We start from the raw sequence: 15,920 nt of genomic DNA, 5'->3' as shown, positions 1-15,920 counted from the left end.
TTGGTCAGGTCGCCGATTCGGCACCCAACACTATGCCGTACCAAGTGCCTTCCATGCGACGGTACAACTCCGCACTCCCGCGCACGTAGATGATCAGGCAGCCGTGGTAGGACTCCCCGGTGTTCTTCCTGACGGTGCGGGGGTTGTGTTTCTTCAGGGTCGCCTTGCCGAATGCGGTGGAGTCGACTCCCGTCACGTCGGCCCAGAACTCCTGGGCGGCGGGTACGTCGGCGCTCTCGTGGATGCTCAGGCGCAGGGTCAGCCGTTCCTTGGTCACGCCCAGTAGGGCGAGCCAGCGCAGGAAGACGCGGATGACGTCGGGGTCGCTGTTGATGAAGTGCAGGACCTCGCTGCGCCGGTACGGCTTGCTCTTGGCTCCTTCGGCCCAGTAGAGGGCCACCCCGGCGAGGAAGAGCTCGCGGTCCGACAGGGCACCCACGGCAGCCGTCGCCTCCTGCCGCGCCCTTTGACGCTCGCGCTCCTGCCCGGCGCGCAGTTCCGCCAGTCCGGCATTCATGCGTGCCCGCTGCTCCTCGGGTGTGCAGCGTGGTGCGGGCGAGGGCAGGTCGCGCACCCACAGGGAGACGGAACTCTTCGAGCAGCCCAGCTCGGCCTGGATCTCGTTGTACGTCCGGCCTTGACCGCGCAGCTCTCGCGCCCTGTCTCGAAGCTCGTCCTTCGCCCTCGGGCGCTTGGTCCACTCTGCGGGCGGCTCACCCTGGACCAGTCGGCTCAGGGTCTCCTTGTTCCGTACCCCCAGCGCGTCGGCGATCTGCCGAAGACTCATTCCCTCGCGCCGCAGGGTGATCGCCTTCTGCCGTAGTCCCTCGAAGTCCCCGTACTTGTTCTTGGCGCCCTCGCCGGGCGTGATCTCTGTCATGGGACGACCGTTGTCCGGAATGCGGACGTCCGGTGGGGAAGCGGGAACGGTTCAACAGTTCGAGGGATACCGGCAGGTTTCGCTTCCGGTCGAACGCGGCGTGTGCTGGATCACCGAGCCGGAAACTCACCGGAAAACCGGGGCGGAACGCCCGTACGCTGGAAGACATGACCACGACGGGGGACGACCGCACCACGGCCATGACCGGGCCGTGGTGGTGGGAGCGGTGGCGCGGTGCCGCGCTGGATGTGGGGCTCGCGGCGGTGTCCGCGGCGGAGTGCGGGGCGGAGGGCGTCGCCTTCGCGCGGGATGCCGGGCTGCCCGCGCCGGTGGGTGTGGGTTTCGGCGCGCTCGCGGGGGCGGCGCTGCTGATCCGGCGGCGCTGGCCGGTCGCGGTGGTCCTGATATCGATCGCGATCACGCCTGCCCGGATGGGCGTCCTGCTGACCGTCGTGGGTCTCTACACGCTGGCCGCGTCGGAGCTGCCGCGCCGGATCACCGGCGCTCTGGCGGGGATGTCGATGGCGGGGACTCTGATCGTCGCGCTGGTGCGGACCAATCAGGACGCGGCGGAGGGCGGCACGGCGATCCACAGTGAGTTCGTGCCGTTCTTCGCGGTGACGGCCGCGATCGGGGTGACCGCGCCGCCGGTGCTGCTGGGGTTGTACGTGGGGGCGCGGCGTCGCCTTGTGGAGGGGATGCGGGAGCGTGCGGACAGTCTGGAGCGGGAGCTTCAGCTGTTGGCGGAGCGGGCCGAGGAGCGGGCGGAGTGGGCGCGGAACGAGGAGCGGACGCGGATCGCCCGTGAGATGCATGACGTGGTGGCGCACCGGGTGAGTCTGATGGTGGTGCATGCGGCGGCGTTGCAGGCGGTGGCGCGGAAGGATCCGGAGAAGGCGGTGCGCAACGCGGCGCTGGTGGGGGACATGGGCCGGCAGGCGTTGACGGAGTTGCGCGAGATGCTCGGGGTGTTGCGGGCGGGGGACGGGGCGAAGGAGAAGCCGGTGGAGCCGTTGCCGTTGGCGGCGGTGGGTTTCGCGGCTGCTGCGGCGGCGTCGCGGGCGGTGGACGAGGACGGTCCGTGTCTGGCGGAGCTGGATGAGTTGGTGGGGCAGTCGCGGGCGGCGGGGATGGCGGTGGACCTGTCGGTGCAGGGTGAGCCGCGGGACTGTTCGGCGGATGTGGAGCAGACGGCTTACCGGGTGGTGCAGGAGGCGTTGACCAACGTCCACAAGCATGCGGCGGGTGCGAAGACGTATGTGCGGTTGGCGTATCGGGGGGCGGAGATCGCGATGCAGGTGGAGAACGAGCCGCCGCCGGAGGCGGGGGGTACGGAGGATGCGCGGTTGCCGAGTGGGGGCAATGGTCTGGTGGGGATGAAGGAGCGGGTGACGGGGTTGGGCGGGGTGTTCGTGTCGGGTCCGACGGATGGTGGGGGTTTCCGGGTGTCGGCGGTGTTGCCCGCGGCGGCCGCGGCGATGGGCTAGTGGGGGTCGGGCGGGGTCAGGTTCCTGAGCCGGCGGAGAGCCGGGTGGGTTGTGCGCCGGTGATGAGGGTGGCGAGGGCCTGGTCGATGTGGGCGCCGAGGAACCAGTCGCCGCTGTGGTCGAGGCTGTAGACGCGGCCTTCGGTGTCGATGGCGAGGAGTGCCTGGGTGTCGGGTTCTTCGCCGATGGGGCAGAGCTGGGTGTCGAGGGCGCGGCCGAGGTCGCCGAGGGTGCGGGCGTGGTGCAGTCCGTACATGGGGTCGAGGTGCACGGTGGCGGGGGCTATCTGCCGGCCGGGGCCCTGGGGGGTGATGTGGAGTCCGCCGAATTCGGCCCAGGCTTCGACGGCGGCGGGGAAGACGGTGTGGCGGTGTCCGGCGGGTGAGGTGTGGCCGCGGAGGGCGTCGGCCCAGATTTCTGCCTGCTTTATGTCCCAGTGGCCGGGGCGCCAGCCCGCGGCGCGGAGGGCGGCGTCGACGGGGACGGGGAAGCGGGTGGTGCCGCCGGTGGCCGGGGTGGTGGTCGTGGCGGGGTGTTCGGGGTGCATGGGCCTCGTTCGGTGGGTGTGACGGTCGTGGGACGGGCGGATGGACGTGTGGGGCGTCGGTCCGGGTGTCCGGTGGACGGTCAGGCTTCGGTGGCGGTGGGGTCGATGATCCGTACGCCGAAGTGGGCCGTGAGGGCGGTGCAGGATCGGCAGGGCCGGGCGAAGCCGCCGTGGAGGGGGTCGCCGTCCTCGCGGATGCGGCGGGTGGTGAGTTTGGCGTGTTTGAGGGCTTTGCGGGCCTCGCCGTTGGTCATGGGTTTGCGGGCGGCGCGTTTGGAGCGTCCCGCGTCGGCTGCCGTGAGGTGGCGGGAGATGAGGATGGCTTCGGCGCAGCGGCCGGTGAAGCGTTCGCGCTGTCCGCTGGTGAGGGTGTCGAGGAAGTCCTGGACGAGCGGGTGGAGTGCGGGGGGTTCTTCGCCGCGTCCCGCGGTGCAGGTGAGGGTGGTCTGGCCGCGTACGGAGAGGGCGGCGGCGACGGTCGGCAGGATGCCGTCGCGGCGCTGGCGGAGGATGGGCGCGTGGGCGGCGGTGGCGCTCCAGCCGACGCGTGGGTCGCCGGTGCCCGGGATGGTGGCCGGGCCGTGTGTCCGGCTCGTGGTGTCGGTGGTGGCCGTCGTGGTGGACGCCGTGTGGCCGGTCAGGCCGCTGTGTGCCGTGTGCATGGTGCTCTTCCCTCCCCCTGCTCGCGGTCGTCACCGCGTGTGCCACGCCCCCGCGTTGCGGGGGACAGCCTGCCAAATGGGGCGGGTGGTGCGGAAGCTGGGGCACTGCGACACGCGTGGCTTTCCGTCGGGTTTCGTCGCACGGTGACCGTTCGGTGGCTGGTGGTCATGGAACCGGAGGCCCGGTGACCGGTGTCGTCCTTGCGCATAGGCTGTGTCGGCATCGCAGAACGAGTCGTGGAACCGGATGCGCACGCGTGGGCCGGTTCCGCGGCTGGGTGCACAGGACAGAGCCAGAACCTTTCACAGTGCCGCAGGGGGCAACCGCCATGACGACAGGTCGGCTGGGGCAGCAGTCCGCGCCGCCGAACGCGGCCTACGCCGGGCAGGTCGTGCACTTCCCGGATCCGGTCCGTGCCGCGCGCCATCCGAGGGGTGTGCGGGTGGATGAGCACGGTTATCCGGACTTCTCGGCGTATGCGCGTGCGGCGGCGGAGATCGCCGAGCCTCCGGAGGGGTTCGGGGTCGATGAGCTGCGTCTGACGGATTACGTGTCGGCGAACGCGGCGCTCGCGGCGGCTGGGCACGCGTTGTGGGACACGATTCCGGCGGTGGCGACTCCGCACGGCTGGACGTGGCATCACGTGCGGGGCGGTCGCCGCCTTGAGTTGGTGCCGGTCGAGGTGAAGGCGTTGCTGCGGCATCACGGTGGGATCGCGACGACGGCGGTTGATCAGGAGAAGCGGGGGACGCGTCCGTTGCAGGAGACGCGTCCGGCGCATTTCGGTCTGCCGAGGTCGGCGGTCGCGGTGACGGAGCAGCAGGTGCAGGGGGTGGAGGAGGATCTCGGTTACCGCCTGCCGGGTGCCTACCGTTCCTTCCTGAAGGCGGCGGGTGGCTGTGCGCCGGTGGGTGCGGCGCTCGACGCGGAGTTGGGGCTGCTGGTGGACCAGCCGTTCTTCACGGTGCGGGACGAGGCCGCGGTGAACGATCTGGTGTACGTGAACAAGTGTCTGCGCGACCATCTGACCAAGGACTATCTGGGTGTCGGTTTCGTGCAGGGTGGTCTGCTCGCCGTGAAGGTGAAGGGGGACCGGGTCGGTTCGGTGTGGTTCTGCGCGTACGACGACGTGCGGGATCAGGACGCGTGGCCGCCGGCGGAGCGGGTGCGGCGGTTGTTGCTGCCCTGTGGTGATGACTTCGATGAGTTCCTGTCCCGGCTGGCGGGCAATCCGCCGGAGCTGGAGACGGTGGCGAATCTGATGGTGGACGGTGGCTTCGCGCAGGCCGTTCCCGTGTCCTCGGGTCAGGAGTGACGTGGCGATGGTGACGTTCGCGCAGGCGCAGGATCGCGCCGAGGAGTGGATCAACGGTGATGTGCCGGGCTATCAGCACCGTGAGGTGCGGGTCCGGGAGTTCGATCTGGGTTTCGTGGTGTGGGCCGAGGACCGGGCGAACGGTCCGGTGTCCGACGGTGGCGGGCAGCGGCTCGTCATCGCGCGGGACAGCGGCGAGGCCACGTTGTGGCCGGCGCTGCCGGTGGGTGAGGTGATCCGCCGGTACGAGGAGGAGTACGGCCTGCCGGACGCGGTGCCGGAGGATGCGCCTCCGGCGCCTCCTGAGCGGGTGGACCTGAATCAGACGTCGTTCCTTCTGACGCCGCCGGAGTGGTTGCAGGAGGCGGCGGACAAGATGGGCATCCCGGACCGGCGCTCGGAGGCGGTCGCTTCGGACGCGGCTGTTTCGGGGGCCGGGGAGCCGGCTTCTGGTGTGGCTGACGCCGAGGTCGACGCCGATGCCGCGGCCGATGCCGTTCCGACGTCGGGGGCTGCGGGTGTGCCGGCGGCTCCCGGTGGCGGTACGCCGTGGCCGGCGGCGGGTTCGTCGGACGGGAGCGAGGTGTCCGAGTCCGCCGACAGCCTGCCCGTGACGTCGCCGGGCGTGCCGGTGGGGGCGACTCCGTGGGCGGGTACGGACACCAACGCCGATGCGGGCGAGGACCATTCGGTGCCGCTGCCGGCCACGGTGTTCGCGCCGCCGCTGGCCGGCCTGGACGAGGACGACACGCCGCCGCCGGGTGTGGCTCCGGATGCCAAGACGGCGCTGATGCACGGGGGGAGCCAGTTGCCGCGTACGGCGATCGCTCCGGCGCTGGACGCCGAGGCGCCGGGCGCGGCCGAGGCGCCTGCCGCTCCCGCCGCTCCTGCCCCTGGCCCCGTTCCCGGAGCCCCTGCGGCTCCCGCCGCCTCCGCCGCTTCCGACGCCGCTCCGGGCGTGCCCGCGGGTCCGCCGCCGGGCGCGCCGCTGCCGCCCGCCGCTTCGCCGGCGCCCGCGCCGTCCGGCGCCTCCGCGTACGGGTACCCGCAGGGTCCCGCGGGACCGGGTGCCGGGGACATCGCGGACGCGGCCACCAGCAAGGCCGAGGGCCTGCCCCGCGGGCCCCGCGGTGGCGGGGGCGGTACTCCGCCGCCGCCCGGCCCGCCTGGTGCGCCCGGTGCGCCCGCCGCGCCCGCCGGGGGGACGCCGCCGCCGTCCGGGCCGGGTGCTCCGGGCACGCCTGCCGGTGGCTACGTCCCGACGCAGCTCGTCTCCTCGCTCGGTCCGGACGGGCCCCGCCCGCCCGCCGCCGCGACGCCCCCGCAGGCCCCGGACGCGCCGGGTGCTCCCGGTACGCCGCCGGGGACGCCGCCCGGTACGCCTCCGGGTGGGGTGCACCACGCCGCGACGATGCTGGCGGACCCGAGCATGGGCGGCCCCGGCGGGGTCAGGCCCCCGCAGCCGCCCGCCGCACCAGGACCTCCCGGCGCCCCCGGCGCTCCGGGAGCCCCGCAGCCGCCCGGCCCGCCCGGCGCCCCGGGTGCTCCGGGGACGCCGCCCGGTACGCCTCCTCCGGGTGGGGTGCACCACGCCGCGACGATGCTGGCGGACCCGAGCCTGGGCGGCCCCGGTGGCATCAAGCCCCCGCCGCCTCCCGGCGCCCCGGGTGCTCCCGGTGCCCCGCAGCCGCCCGGCCCGCCCGGCGTCCCGGGCGCCCCGGCCGCACCCGGTGCTCCCGGTACCCCGCCGCCCCCCGGCGGCGGCGTTCACCACGCCGCGACCATGCTGGCCGGACCCCCGGTCGGCGGCCCCGGTGCGCCCGGGATGCCCCCGCCGCCCGCGCCGATGCACCCCGGTCCCGGAGCGCCCGGCGCGCCCGGCGCTCCGGGGATGCCCGGTGGGCAGCCGTACGGCTATCCGCAGCCGCCGGCCGGTCAGCCGACCGTGGGCCCCGGCTACCAGGCGGTGCTGCGCTACCGCGCGGCCGACGGTTCCGAGCAGCAGCTGATCCGCCGTTCGGCGCCCGGTACCCCGCACCCGGAGTGGCAGATCCTGCACGAGCTGCGCGGCATGAACGTGCCGCCGCAGCAGGTGCTCGAGCTCCACACGGAGCTGGAGTCCTGTGAGCTGCCGGGCGCGTACTGCGCGCGCATGATCCGCGAGACGTGGCCGCAGGCGCGGATCACGTCCATCGCCCCGTACGGCAGGGATCACGCCTCCCGTCAGCAGGGCATGCAGCAGCTCCTCGCGCATCAGGGGGAGCTGCACCAGGTGGCGGACGGTCCCGCGCGGCCGGCTCCGGTGCGGGCCCCGCTGCAGCAGCTGCCGCCGGCCCCGGCGATTCCGCCGGAGGGCGTCGCGCAGGAGCTGGCGGCGGCGTTCGGGCCGGGTCTCTTCCGGTTCGACCAGCGGGCGGTGTCGCGGCAGGGCGTGCCGGACATCGTGGCGCACACGCTCGTGGTGGCGGGTCTGCCGGTGGACTTCGGGCCGTTCTTCTGGGCGCAGGCCCAGCCGGGGCGGCCGGTCCCGACGCTGGCGGAGCTGGCGCAGGAGCGCGGTGTGCAGCCGGCCTCGGACGCGGGCTCGTATCTGGTGATGGGCAGCGACTTCGGGCGTGCGCTCTGTGTCCAGTACGGCACGGCGAACATCGTGGCCGTGCCGGTGGAGGCGGGTCCCGGCGGTGCGCCGGTGCCGCCGCAGTTCGTGAACACGGGGCTGCCGGAGTTCGCGCGCTGCATGGCGCTGCTCGGCCGGATGTGGCGGCTGCGTTTCGGGCTCAACCAGGAGCAGGCGGGCCGCTGGACGGTCGACTTCCAGAACCAGCTGGCCGCGCTGGACCCGGCGGCGCTCGCGTCGCCGGAGAGCTGGTGGTCGGTGCTGCTGGAGCAGATGTGGGACGGGCTGCTGTAGCCGGTTTCCGTCCGCGTGCCGCCGAGGCGTCCGGCCCGTTTCGTGGGGCGGGCGCCTCGGCCATTCGGGGCGCGGGGGCGGCGGAGCGTCACCCCGATTCCGACTTCTGGCGCCAATTGACGCATCCTTGACCGGGTGGAGTGGGCGGAGTGTCGCGTTATGAACGCTTCCGCTTGATCCATCAAGATGTGCGCCAATCGTGCAGTACGCGCGTGGTCCGTCGGAGAGGGGATCCAAGGATGAGCAGCAGCGGTGCACCGTCGTCGCCGCACGGCTTCGTCACCGTGCGGGGCCGCGGCTACCGTCCCGCGCAGGTGGAGGCGTACGCCGCCGGTCTTTCCGAGGAGCGGGACGGGGCGTGGGAGCGGGCCGCCCGGCTGACCGTCCTGGCCAAGGACATGGAGGTGGAGGCCGAGCACCTGCGGGACGTGGTGTCGCGGCTGGCCCCCCAGACGTACGAGACGCTGAGCGAGCGGGCCCGGCAGATCCTGGCGCTCGCCGAGGCCGAGGCGGACGCCGTGCGGGAGAGCGCGCGGGACGACGCGCAGCGGCTGACGGAGGAGGCGCGGGCCGGGGCGGCGGAGGTACGGGAGGCCGCGCGGGCCCATGCCGAGCAGGTCGGTGCCGACGCGGAGGAGCGGGTGCGGCAGCGGCTGCTCGCGGACCGGGCCACGGCCGACGAGGCGCGGGTCTCGGCGCGGCGGGACGTGAAGGCCTGGCGGGGCGAGGCGCTGGCCGTGCTGCGCGAGATGCGGCAGCGGTGCGAGGACCTGCTGGCCGAGCAGGAGAAGGAGCACGCCGAGCGGTGGGCGGCGGCCGAGCGGGAGGCCGCCGAGCGCGAGGCGGAGTCGGACGCGCGGGACGCGGAGCGGTTGGCCGCCGCCGAGGCGCGGCTCGCGGAGGCCGAGCGGGCCCTGGCGGAGGCGGAGGAGTCGGCGAGGCACCGGCAGGAGGACGCGCAGGCGCGGGGTGCGGAGCTGGTGGCGGAGGCCACGCTGCGCGAGGAGCGGGTGGCCCGTGAGACGGAGCGGGTGCTGCGCGAGCACGGTGAGCGGTGGGACGAGGTGCGGGCGCACATGGACCACGTGCGCAGCAGTCTGGCGACGCTGACCGGCCGGGCGCCGGCGGAGGAGGCCCCGTAGCGGCGGGGAAGTTTTTCCGGGGGTGGGGTGTGCGGTCAGGAGTCGGGCCGCTGTGTCGGGGACAACCGGTCCCGCGGGGGTCCCTGGCGGGGGCTGAGCTGTTTCTCCTTGAGTACGGGGAAGCGGCGGGGCGCGAGGAAGAGCAGGACGCACAGGGCGAGGAGGGCGGCGCAGCCCGCCCCGAGGTAGACCGAGTCGACGGCCGTGTCGACGGCCCGCCGCAGCCGTTCGGGGTCGGCGACGGCGGCGGGGTTCTCCAGGACGCGGGCCACCGAGTCGAGGGAGCCCGAGCCGCCGAGCCGGGCGCTGAGGACGGCGTTGGCGACGGCGCCGAAGAGTGCCGCGCCGAGGGTCTGGCCTATCTGGCGGCAGAAGAGGACGGAGGCGGTGGCGGTGCCGCGTTCGGCCCAGCCGACGGTGGACTGGACGCCGACGATCAGCGGCAGCTGGAAGAGGCCGAGGGCCGCGCCGAGCAGCAGCATGAGCAGGGCGGGCTGCCAGGCCGTGCCGGGGTAGGGCAGCAGGGGGAAGGCGAAGAGGAGCAGCGCGGCCGCGGACATGCCGGTGACCGCGGTGTCGCGGAAGCCGATCCTGCGGTAGACGTGCTGGCTGAGCGCGGCGGAGACGGGCCAGCTGAGCGTCATGACGGAGAGCACGAATCCGGCGGCGACGGGGGCGAGTCCGAGGACGGACTGGGCGTAGGTGGGCAGGAAGACGGTGGGCGCGACCATGAGGAGGCCGAGCGCGCCGAGGGCGAGGTTGACGGCGGCGATGGTGCGTCTGCGCCACACCCAGCCGGGGATGATCGGTTCGGCGGCGCGACGTTCGACGAGGACGACGACGGCGACGAGGACGAGGCCGGCGGCGAAGAGTCCGATGGAGGGTGCGGAGAGCCAGCCCCAGGCGACGCCGCCCTGGACGAGGGCGGTCAGGAGTGTGCCGCCGCAGGCGAAGACGGCGAGTGCGCCGGGCCAGTCGATGGGGCCGCGCGGGACGCTCTCCCGTTCGGGTTCGTGGAGGTGGCGCACGATGAGCCAGAGGGCGATGGCCCCGATGGGCAGGTTGACGAGGAAGATCCAGCGCCAGTCGGCGTAGGCGACGACGAAGCCGCCGAGTGCGGGTCCCGCGACGGACGAGGTGGCCCAGACGGTCGACAACTTGGCCTGGATCTTGGGGCGTTCCTTCAGGGGGTAGAGGTCGGCGGCGAGGGTCTGCACGGTGCCCTGGATGGCGCCGCCGCCCAGTCCCTGGATGACGCGGAAGGCGATGAGGGACTCCATGTTCCAGGCGAGGGCGCAGAGCGCGGAGCCGAGGAGGAACAGGACGCAGCCGGTGATGAGGACGGGTTTGCGGCCGAGGGTGTCGGAGAGCTTGCCGTAGACGGGCAGGGTGACGGTGGCGGCGAGGAGGTAGCCGGAGAAGAGCCAGGAGAAGATCGGGAAGCCGCCGAGCGCGCCCACGATCTGCGGGACGGCGGTCGACACGATGGTGGAGTCGACGGCGGCCAGCGCCATGGCGAGCATCAGCGCGGCGACGACCGGTCCTCTGCCGCGTACTGCGTCCTGGGTGCCCACTGAACTTCCTTCCCCCTGCAACCCGTTGCTGCGGGCCACCTTCTCACCCGGCGGGGGTGGAGAGGGGGGTGGAGGCAACCCTGAGTCGGTCTCCACCGGCGGGTGGAGATCCCCTAGGGGTTCCTCCGTACAACGGACCGGGGAGCGTTCGTCCCGGCGGATGATGAGGCGGGCCCCCGCGGTCCTTAGATTTGCTTTACGAGCCGGGCACGGGGCCGGCTCGGACAACCACACCACCGGGGGTGGGGTTTTCCCCCGGAAAAGAGTGCGCCGAGCACCAGCGCGCCACCCCTCGTCGAACGCCCAGACTGAGGCGCGAGAGCGCGCGGTACGGACACATCTGACATGACGCATGACCGACATAGGAGAAAAACCGTGACAACGGCTGTGACAACACCCAGGCACGGGGGCACTGGAGGACGCACGGCCGTCGCGGCGCGGGCGCGCCAGGTCGTGAAGGCGTACGGCTCCGGGGAGACCCGGGTCGTCGCCCTCGACCACATCGACGTGGACATCGCCCGCGGGCAGTTCACCGCGATCATGGGACCTTCGGGCTCCGGCAAATCCACCCTGATGCACTGCCTCGCGGGGCTCGACACCGTCAGCAGCGGGCAGATCTTCCTCGACGAGACCGAGATCACCGGGCTGAAGGACAAGAAGCTCACCAAGCTGCGCCGGGACCGGATCGGCTTCATCTTCCAGGCGTTCAACCTCCTGCCGACCCTGAACGCCATCGAGAACATCACGCTCCCGATGGACATAGCGGGCCGCAAGCCCGACCGGGCCTGGCTCGACCAGGTCGTGGAGACCGTGGGCCTGGCCGGGCGCCTCAAGCACCGCCCGACCGAGCTCTCCGGCGGCCAGCAGCAGCGCGTCGCCGTGGCCCGCGCGCTCGCCTCCCGCCCCGAGATCATCTTCGGTGACGAGCCGACCGGAAACCTCGATTCCCGGGCCGGCGCCGAGGTGTTGGGCTTCCTGCGCCGCTCGGTGACCGACCTCGGCCAGACCATCGTGATGGTCACGCACGACCCGGTCGCCGCCTCGTACGCGGACCGCGTCCTGTACCTCGCCGACGGCCGGATCGTCGACGAGATGCACCACCCGACCGCCGACCAGGTCCTGGACCGCATGAAGTCCTTCGACGCGCGGGGGCGCACGTCATGACCGTCCTCAAGACCTCGATGCGCAACTTCTTCGCGCACAAGGGCCGCATGGCGCTCTCCGCGGTCGCCGTGGTCCTTTCGGTGGCGTTCGTCTGCGGCACGCTCGTCTTCTCCGACACCGTGGGCACCACCTTCGACAAGCTCTTCGCGGCCACCTCCGCGGACGTCACGGTCAGCCCCAAGTCCGCCGGGGACCCGGACGACACCCCGCGCAGCGGCAGGCCCGAGTCGATGCCCGCCTCCGTCGTCCGCGAGGCGGCCCGCGTCAAGGGCGTGAAGGCGGCAGAAGGCGCCGTGGTCAGCCAGAGCGTGACCGTCGTGGACGCCGAGAACGAGAACGTGGGCCCCACCAACGGCGGACCGACCCTCGCCGGCAACTGGACGCACAACGACCTGCGTTCGATGGAGATCACCTCGGGCCACGCCCCGCGCGGCCCCACCGAGATGATGGTCGACGCCGACACCGCCGACAAGCACCACCTCAAGGTCGGTGACGAGCTGCGCACCGTCGCCGCCACCGGCGACCACACCGCGAGGATCACCGGCATCGCCACCTTCAAGGTGACCAACCCCGGCGCCGCGATCGTCTACTTCGACACCGCCACCGCCCAGCGCGAACTGCTCGGCGCCACCGGCCGGTTCACGCACGTCAACCTCACCGCGGCCACCGGCGTCAGCGACACCGCGCTGAAGCGGGACGTGGCGGCCGCCCTGGACAAGGGCGCGTACGACATCAAGACGCAGAAGGAGAGCGCGGACGACAACCGCGAGTCCGTCAGCGGCTTCCTCGACGTCATGAAGTACGCGATGCTCGGCTTCGCCGGGATCGCCTTCCTCGTCGGCATCTTCCTCATCATCAACACCTTCTCGATGCTGGTCGCCCAGCGCACCCGCGAGATCGGCCTGATGCGCGCCATCGGCTCCAGCCGCAAGCAGGTCAACCGCTCGGTGCTCGTCGAGGCGCTGCTGCTCGGCGTCTTCGGCTCGGTCCTCGGCGTCGGCGCGGGCATCGGCCTCGCCGTCGGCCTGATGAAGCTCATGTCCGGCATCGGCATGGAGCTCTCCACCTCCGACCTCACCGTCAACTGGACGACGCCGGTGGTCGGCATGGTCCTCGGCATCGTCGTCACCGTCCTCGCCGCCTACCTCCCGGCGCGCCGCGCCGGCAAGGTCTCGCCGATGGCCGCGCTGCGCGACGCGGGCACCCCCGCCGACGGCCGCGCGAGCGCCCTGCGCGCCGTCCTCGGGCTGGTCCTCACCGGCGCCGGCGTGCTCGGCCTCTACGCCGCCGCGCAGGCCGACAAGGCCAAGGAAGGCTCGCTCTTCCTCGGCGGCGGTGTCGTCCTCACCCTCATCGGGTTCGTCGTCATCGGCCCCGTGCTCGCCTCCGGAGTGGTCCGCGTCATCAGCGCGGTGCTGCTGCGCGCCTTCGGCCCCGTCGGCCGGATGGCCGAGCGCAACGCGCTGCGCAACCCGCGCCGCACCGGAGCCACCGGCGCGGCCCTGATGATCGGCCTCGCGCTGGTCGCCTGCCTCTCCGTGGTCGGCTCCTCGATGGTCGCCTCGGCCACCGACGAGCTCGACAAGTCGGTCGGCGCGGACTTCATCGTCCAGCCCACCCAGCCCGGCGTCTCCATCACCGAGCAGGCCGCGGCGGCCCTGGGGAAGGCCGACCACATCGGCCACATCACCCGCTACAAGCAGATCGACGCGGATCTGACGACGCCCGGCGGCAAGACCGTCGACGGGGTCGGCCTCAGCGCCGCCGACCCCTCCTACGCCAAGGACCTGCGCCGCGAGACGCTCTCCGGGGACCTCTCGGACGCCTACGGCAAGAACGCCATGTCGGTCGGCGACGCGTTCGCCGAGAAGCACGGCCTGAAGGTCGGCGACCAGCTGAAGATCGCCTTCGACCACGGCAGGACGGCGCGGCTGCGGCTCGCGGCCATCACCTCGGACGACACCTCGGTCGACAAGGGCGCGATGTACCTGAGCATCGCGACCCTCCAGAAGTACGTCCCCGCCGACCGCATGCCGCAGAACGACATGATGTTCGCCACCGCGGCCAAGGGCCAGGAGGACGCCGCGTACGCGTCCCTGAAGGACTCCCTGAAGAAGTACCCGCAGTACAAGGTGATGGACCAGACCGACTTCAAGCAGACGCTGAAGGACCAGGTCGGACAGCTCCTGAACATGGTCTACGGGCTGCTCGGCCTCGCCATCATCGTCGCGATCCTCGGCGTGGTGAACACCCTGGCCCTCTCGGTGGTGGAGCGCACCCGCGAGATCGGCCTGATGCGGGCCATCGGCCTCTCGCGCCGCCAGCTGCGCCGCATGATCCGCATGGAGTCGGTGGTCATCGCCCTCTTCGGCGCCCTGCTCGGCCTCGGGCTGGGGATGGGCTGGGGGGCGACCGCCCAGAAGCTCCTTGCGCTCGAAGGGCTGAAGGTCCTGGAGATCCCGTGGCCGACGATCGTCGCGGTCTTCATCGGGTCGGCGTTCGTGGGCCTGTTCGCCGCGCTGGTCCCCGCCTTCCGGGCCGGCCGCATGAACGTCCTCAACGCCATCGCCACCGAATAAGCACCCACCGAATAAGCACCCACCGAATAAGCACCACCGAAGAGCCACCGCCACGGGGGTGCGGGGGACCGGCCCCGGCAGACGCGCACCGCGCCTGCCGGGGCCGGCCGCCGTCACTCCTTGCGCAGCAGCACGAACCCGTAGGCGGTGTCCTCAAGGACGTAACGGGTGCCCGGGTGCAGCTTGCGGGCGTAGCCGACCGGGTCCTTCGTCCAGCCGTCGCGGACGTCGAGCGCCACGTACCGGGGGACGACCGGGCGGGCCGAACCCACCCAGAAGACCCGCGCCCGCGAGGTCAGCCGGCTGATCGGGCCGATGTTCGCCTCGACGGTCGCCCCGTCCGGCACCCGGTCGAGCATCCGCTCCACGGCGGCGACCCGCCCGCTCTTCTCGTACGTCGACCGCTCGGCGAGGCCCGCGATCGGCAGCGACGTGGTCAGGGCGAGCGCGGCGGCCGCGACGCAGGCCGGCAGCCGGTCGGCGTAGGCGCGCAGCCACGGCCGTCCGCTGCGGCGCGCGGTGTACGCGGCGTCGGCGAGGGCGAGCAGGACGACCGGCATCAGGACGGCGCTGTAGTGCCAGTCGGTGCCCCAGTAGTGGTCGTCGGCGGAGACGAAGCGCCAGCCGAGGGTGGGCAGCGCGACCAGGAGCAGTGGCGAGCGCAGGGCGAGCAGCCCGCTGGTGGGCACGAGCAGCCAGGCGAGGGTGCGCAGCTTGGTGCCGAGGCCGTCGAGGAGTCCGGCGCCGGCGCCCGCGTCACCGACCTTGTCCCAGTAGTCGTAGGCGCCGACGGAGTTGAAGGCGGGGATGACCAGGGTGAGGGTGACGAGGGTGGCGACCGCGCCGAAGGCGGCCGCGGCGAGGGCGTAGGGCACGGCCTTGGGGTCCGTGCGGCGGCACCGGATCGCCACGACCACGGCGATGGCCGCGAGGGTCGCGCCCAGGTCCTCCTTGACGAGGACGAGGGGCAGCGCCCAGAGCAGGGCGGGCCGCCAGCGGTGGCGCAGCAGCGCCTCCAGGGAGAAGGCGATCAGCGGCAGCGCGAAGCAGATCTCGTGGAAATCGAAGTCGACGGCGCGCTGGATCCCCCACGACAACCCGTAGGCGAGGCCGACGGCCGCACCGGAGGCACGTCCGAGGAGCCGGGTCGCGGCGCGGGTGACGGGCACGACGGAGACGGCGACGAGCAGCGCCTGCGCGACGAGCAGGGTGAACGGTGAGGGGAAGAGCCGGTAGGCGGGGGCCAGGAGGGCGGTGACGGGGCTGAAGTGGTCGCCGAGGATATTCGCCCCCGGCCCCTTGAGGTCGGCCACCGGCACCTGGAGGTGCGCGTACGCGCGCACGGCCTGCTCGAAGATCCCGAGGTCCCAGGAGCGGGATTCGAGACGCCGGTACCGGCAGACGGACACCAGCGTGTACGCGACGAAGAGTCCCGCCGCGAGGAGCAGGGGAGCGTGGTCCCCCAGGCGCCGGGCCCAGGGGTGGGGAGCTGTGGCGGGAGCGGGTGCCGGGGCGGCGGCGGTCCGGTCCCGCGCCGGTATGAGCGCGTCGGCACGCTCCGGGGCGGCGGTGTCGGTCTTGGCTCCGGGCATGGGATGGCTTTCTGGTGGGAGCGGGGCAAGGACGGGGGCGGGGCTCGGTGAGGGTGGCGTACGGGG

Annotated in this window: 11 protein-coding genes; 6 read left to right on the top strand and 5 right to left on the bottom strand. The window is 72.7% G+C overall.

Going from position 1 to position 15,920, the window contains the following annotated elements; all coding sequences use genetic code 11:
- Positions 1-4 precede the first annotated feature (4 nt).
- Complete coding sequence (locus tag ACZ7DY_RS26070) at positions 5-880, bottom strand: hypothetical protein (RefSeq protein ID WP_471138956.1); 876 nt, start codon at positions 878-880, stop codon at positions 5-7.
- A gap of 167 nt (positions 881-1,047) precedes the next feature.
- Between ACZ7DY_RS26070 and ACZ7DY_RS26065 the strand changes: the two genes are divergently transcribed.
- Complete coding sequence (locus tag ACZ7DY_RS26065; protein WP_471138953.1) at positions 1,048-2,367, top strand: sensor histidine kinase; 1,320 nt, start codon at positions 1,048-1,050, stop codon at positions 2,365-2,367.
- A gap of 16 nt (positions 2,368-2,383) precedes the next feature.
- On the opposite strand, the gene ACZ7DY_RS26060 is transcribed toward ACZ7DY_RS26065, so the two are convergent.
- Together ACZ7DY_RS26060 and ACZ7DY_RS26055 are read right to left on the bottom strand one after the other, a co-directional pair.
- Positions 2,384-2,914, bottom strand: a complete 531-nt coding sequence (locus ACZ7DY_RS26060; protein ID WP_471138950.1) for an SUKH-3 domain-containing protein — start codon at positions 2,912-2,914, stop codon at positions 2,384-2,386.
- Between the two features lie 80 nt (positions 2,915-2,994).
- Positions 2,995-3,576, bottom strand: a complete 582-nt coding sequence (locus tag ACZ7DY_RS26055; RefSeq protein ID WP_471138949.1) for a YwqJ-related putative deaminase — start codon at positions 3,574-3,576, stop codon at positions 2,995-2,997.
- 329 nt (positions 3,577-3,905) lie between these two features.
- Here ACZ7DY_RS26055 and ACZ7DY_RS26050 point away from each other — a divergent pair, with 329 nt between their 5' ends.
- The 3 genes from ACZ7DY_RS26050 (at position 3,906) to ACZ7DY_RS26040 (ending at position 8,945) form a co-directional block, all read left to right on the top strand.
- A complete protein-coding gene (locus tag ACZ7DY_RS26050) occupies positions 3,906-4,892 on the top strand; it encodes an SMI1/KNR4 family protein (RefSeq protein ID WP_471138946.1) in 987 nt (328 codons plus the stop codon).
- Positions 4,893-4,899: 7 nt separating this feature from the next.
- On the top strand, positions 4,900-7,803 hold the full coding sequence (locus ACZ7DY_RS26045) for an SUKH-4 family immunity protein (protein WP_471139884.1): 2,904 nt from the start codon (positions 4,900-4,902) through the stop codon (positions 7,801-7,803).
- Between the two features lie 239 nt (positions 7,804-8,042).
- Positions 8,043-8,945, top strand: a complete 903-nt coding sequence (locus ACZ7DY_RS26040; RefSeq protein ID WP_471138943.1) for a cellulose-binding protein — start codon at positions 8,043-8,045, stop codon at positions 8,943-8,945.
- 35 nt (positions 8,946-8,980) lie between these two features.
- Here the strand turns inward: ACZ7DY_RS26040 and ACZ7DY_RS26035 are convergent, their stop codons facing one another.
- Positions 8,981-10,519 (bottom strand): MFS transporter, encoded by a 1,539-nt coding sequence (locus ACZ7DY_RS26035; RefSeq protein ID WP_471138941.1) that lies wholly within the window; start codon positions 10,517-10,519, stop codon positions 8,981-8,983.
- A 375-nt stretch (positions 10,520-10,894) separates the two neighbouring features.
- On the opposite strand from ACZ7DY_RS26035, the gene ACZ7DY_RS26030 reads away from it, so the two are divergent.
- Positions 10,895-11,683 carry an ABC transporter ATP-binding protein gene (locus ACZ7DY_RS26030; RefSeq protein WP_471138939.1) on the top strand — a complete coding sequence of 263 codons (789 nt, stop codon included), beginning with the start codon at positions 10,895-10,897 and terminating at the stop codon, positions 11,681-11,683.
- Positions 11,680-14,262 carry an ABC transporter permease gene (locus ACZ7DY_RS26025; protein ID WP_471138936.1) on the top strand — a complete coding sequence of 861 codons (2,583 nt, stop codon included), beginning with the start codon at positions 11,680-11,682 and terminating at the stop codon, positions 14,260-14,262. The genes ACZ7DY_RS26030 and ACZ7DY_RS26025 overlap by 4 nt, the downstream gene beginning before the upstream one ends.
- A 113-nt stretch (positions 14,263-14,375) precedes the next feature.
- On the opposite strand, the gene ACZ7DY_RS26020 is transcribed toward ACZ7DY_RS26025, so the two are convergent.
- Positions 14,376-15,854 (bottom strand): DUF2079 domain-containing protein, encoded by a 1,479-nt coding sequence (locus tag ACZ7DY_RS26020; RefSeq protein ID WP_471138934.1) that lies wholly within the window; start codon positions 15,852-15,854, stop codon positions 14,376-14,378.
- Positions 15,855-15,920: the final 66 nt, after the last annotated feature.

Source organism: Streptomyces sp. NPDC037013 (genome assembly GCF_055607265.1).
This window is presented reverse-complemented; position numbering and strand designations above follow the sequence as displayed.

Bases quoted from the DNA above. Each gene is read 5' to 3' on its own strand.
- ACZ7DY_RS26055 (WP_471138949.1), bottom strand. From the start codon at position 3,576: ATGCACACGGCACACAGCGGCCTGACCGGCCACACGGCGTCCACCACG.
- ACZ7DY_RS26070 (WP_471138956.1), bottom strand. From the start codon at position 880: ATGACAGAGATCACGCCCGGCGAGGGCGCCAAGAACAAGTACGGGGAC.
- ACZ7DY_RS26040 (WP_471138943.1), top strand. From the start codon at position 8,043: ATGAGCAGCAGCGGTGCACCGTCGTCGCCGCACGGCTTCGTCACCGTG.
- ACZ7DY_RS26065 (WP_471138953.1), top strand. From the start codon at position 1,048: ATGACCACGACGGGGGACGACCGCACCACGGCCATGACCGGGCCGTGG.
- ACZ7DY_RS26020 (WP_471138934.1), bottom strand. From the start codon at position 15,854: ATGCCCGGAGCCAAGACCGACACCGCCGCCCCGGAGCGTGCCGACGCG.
- ACZ7DY_RS26025 (WP_471138936.1), top strand. From the start codon at position 11,680: ATGACCGTCCTCAAGACCTCGATGCGCAACTTCTTCGCGCACAAGGGC.
- ACZ7DY_RS26045 (WP_471139884.1), top strand. From the start codon at position 4,900: ATGGTGACGTTCGCGCAGGCGCAGGATCGCGCCGAGGAGTGGATCAAC.
- ACZ7DY_RS26050 (WP_471138946.1), top strand. From the start codon at position 3,906: ATGACGACAGGTCGGCTGGGGCAGCAGTCCGCGCCGCCGAACGCGGCC.
- ACZ7DY_RS26060 (WP_471138950.1), bottom strand. From the start codon at position 2,914: ATGCACCCCGAACACCCCGCCACGACCACCACCCCGGCCACCGGCGGC.